Genomic DNA, 2,868 nt, shown 5'->3' on the forward strand with positions numbered 1-2,868 from the left:
TTTGCAACAGACACTTAACCCTCTAGCTGTGATACATTGCCGTTACCAGCAACGCACCTTTGGGCGGGTACAGTCTTTGACTACTAGGCTGGAGTCTTTCTAAGGGACTCACTCTTTGGTGCGCCTTCGGTTCGCACTATGCTGCTTTGATTATATCATTGGGCTTGTTGACACCGAATTGGCGATTCGCTTAGGTTAGAGCAGCTACGCTAATAAGCAAGATCGATATTTTGCCACAAAAAAAGGTAGGAGCGAGGAATTAACTCAATTCCGCACTCCTAAACTATTGACTCTAGATTGAGACTGGCTCTTAGTAGAGTTGTTCTTCTTGATGAGTCATGATGGTGCAGTTGGACTTAGGATAAGCCACACAAGTCAGGACGTAACCTGCTTCGATTTGGTCGTCATCTAAGAAAGATTGGTCGGATTGGTCGATTTCACCAGCAGTGATTTTACCAGCGCAGGTAGAACATGCACCCGCGCGGCAAGAATAAGGAAGGTCGATGCCTTGCTCTTCGGCTGCGTCTAAGATATAAGTGTCATCAGCAACATCGATAGTTGTATTTAGACCTTCAGCTTCGTTGATTAAAGTAACTTTAAAAGTTGCCATGTTGGATTGATTCCTCTCTATTGCGCTTAAAATTGCGGATACGGGCAAATTTGGTTGTCGTCAGGCGATTGCCAGCCTAGATTTGCGAACTGCCAGCGATTAGTAAGATTGCTTAACTAATCGGAGTAGTTTTTAGCTCTAATTGAATACTAAGGGAAAAACTCACCATCTGTATCCATAAGTCCTGCTAAAGTCGAATGGTATTCGTAATCAAATTGCCGAAATTCATCCTAATTACTTATATCTCGTTCATAGATAACAGCTTGACGATCGGCTGTAACCCCAAATTGCGAATGTTCGACTGTCATGAAAATCATCGCTAAAAAGATTGAATGGTGTGCTGGGACAGGAGTTATAATGTTTTCCAGCATTTAGACCTGTCGCTAATTCGTCTGCCCGATAATATAAAAAAATCTTATGTCTAAAGTTACTAGTTATGGAGAAATTAATCTCCCGATTCGAGTGGGCATCGTCGGAACTGGATTCGCGGCAAAAGTCCGCGCTCAGTGCATCGCTACCGAGAGCCGCACCCAACTAGTCGCCGTCGCAGGGCGCAACCCAGAACGCACGAGGGAATTTGCCCAGAGTTTCGATATATTACCACTCGACGATTGGCAAACATTAGTGGCGATGCCAGATATAGATTTAGTACTGGTGGCGACGATTAACGGCAACCACGGCGCGATCGTCAAGGCGGCGATCGAGTCGGGAAAGCATACAATTGTAGAGTATCCCCTCGCGATAGATTTTTCGGAAGCTACCGAAATCGTCAAGCTAGCGGCGGCGAAAAAAGTCTTGCTCCATGTCGAGCATATCGAACTTTTGGGCGGACTGCACCAGACAATGAAGGAATGGTTGGATCGGCTGGGTGAGGTCTATTATGCCCGCTACAGCACGATCGTCTGTCAACGCCCGATTCCTGAAAAATGGACTTTTAATCGCACTGAGTTCGGATTTCCCCTGATTGCGGCTCTGTCTCGACTTCATCGCTTCACGGACTTGTTTGGCGCGATCGAAAGTATCAATTGCCAGAATCAATATTGGGGTGGCGTGGGCGACTATTATAAAACTTGCCTGTGTACGGCGCAATTACGCTTTAAAAATACGAGTGCGATCGGCGAAGTCGTCTATGGTAAGGGGGAAGGCTTATGGCAAAATTCCCGCAAGTTTGAAGTCCACGGTGTAAATGGCGCACTAATCTTCGATGGCGATGAAGGGGTCTTCGTTCGGGACGGAACTTCTACCCCTTTAGATTTAGGGGCGCGCAAAGGTTTATTTGCTAAAGATCTCGAACTAGTACTCAATCACCTCATCGATGGCGAACCAAATTACGTCACTCCAATAGCCAGTCTAGCCACATTACGCGTCGCCGATGCCGCACGGCTCTCCGCCGAAACGCGGCGAACAGTAATTGTCGATAGTTTACGATCCCCATAATCCCTATTCCGACATTTCCCCTCACCGAATTAACCGTATTTTGGGGCGGCATCCAGCACGGTTTTAACGGGTTCGCACACAATCCAGTCGATGATGCCGATCGAGTCGAGTGCCCGACGCTAATATTGCATGGTAAACTCGACAGGTGGATGACAGGCGCGGAAATCTTTGCAGATCTTTAGTAATTTACGCGGTGCCAAGCAGTTGAGTATTTTCTCCAATGCAGGTCACGCTTTACTCGTCACTATCGATCGCACTAGAAAGCGACTCAAATGGACGAGTAATCTGAATACCGATCGAGTTAATTCCTGATAGTACAGTTGTCGAGCCAGTTAGAGTTCTGCGAAAAGTTTGCTGACTGTCGATCGGATCGAATGTATAGCTACCGATCGATAACCTGTTAACTAGTAAATCGAAAGTACCAGGGGCGGCGTTACCGCCAACATTTGCCTCGCTGTAGATCTCAGTAGATGCGGCGATGTCTACTGAGATGTTACCGAACCGTATTGTAAACACACCTAACCTTTTTCATTGTCAATAAGACAACGAAAAAGGTTCCGCCAAAGTCGCTAAGACCTTGACGAAACCCTTTTCTAGTAATGTTTTTACCCAAATCGGGATGAGAGGATTTGAACCTCCGACCCCTGCTTCCCGAAAGCAGTGCGCTACCAAGCTGCGCTACATCCCGACGATTAAATACCTTGGCACACAATTATAACGTAAAATCGGGGGATTGCGATCGCGAATGTCTCCAATCAATCGGGGCGACAGCAAATGTTTCGTAACAACTACTGATATCTAGCCTAAGTTGTTACCCATAG

Annotated in this window: 3 protein-coding genes and 1 tRNA gene; 1 reads left to right on the forward strand and 3 read right to left on the reverse strand. The window is 46.5% G+C overall.

Annotated features, from left to right (window positions below):
• Window positions 1-310: 310 nt before the first annotated feature.
• On the reverse strand, window positions 311-610 hold the full coding sequence (locus tag RMO79_RS11590; protein ID WP_310483317.1) for a ferredoxin: 300 nt from the start codon (window positions 608-610) through the stop codon (window positions 311-313).
• 417 nt (window positions 611-1,027) lie between these two features.
• Between RMO79_RS11590 and RMO79_RS11595 the strand changes: the two genes are divergently transcribed.
• Window positions 1,028-2,047, forward strand: coding sequence for a Gfo/Idh/MocA family oxidoreductase (locus tag RMO79_RS11595; protein WP_310483318.1), 1,020 nt, complete (start codon window positions 1,028-1,030; stop codon window positions 2,045-2,047).
• Between the two features lie 234 nt (window positions 2,048-2,281).
• On the opposite strand, the gene RMO79_RS11600 is transcribed toward RMO79_RS11595, so the two are convergent.
• On the reverse strand, window positions 2,282-2,563 hold the full coding sequence (locus RMO79_RS11600; protein ID WP_310483320.1) for a hypothetical protein: 282 nt from the start codon (window positions 2,561-2,563) through the stop codon (window positions 2,282-2,284).
• A 98-nt stretch (window positions 2,564-2,661) separates the two neighbouring features.
• Window positions 2,662-2,735: transfer RNA gene (locus RMO79_RS11605), tRNA-Pro, on the reverse strand.
• Between the last annotated feature and the right edge of the window lie 133 nt (window positions 2,736-2,868).

This window comes from Chamaesiphon sp. VAR_48_metabat_403 (assembly GCF_031422475.1).
In the GTDB taxonomy this organism is placed as follows: Bacteria; Cyanobacteriota; Cyanobacteriia; order Cyanobacteriales; family Chamaesiphonaceae; genus Chamaesiphon.

Coding starts and splice junctions, on each gene's coding strand:
- RMO79_RS11590 (WP_310483317.1), bottom strand. CDS start 610: ATGGCAACTTTTAAAGTTACTTTAATCAACGAAGCTGAAGGTCTAAAT.
- RMO79_RS11595 (WP_310483318.1), top strand. CDS start 1,028: ATGTCTAAAGTTACTAGTTATGGAGAAATTAATCTCCCGATTCGAGTG.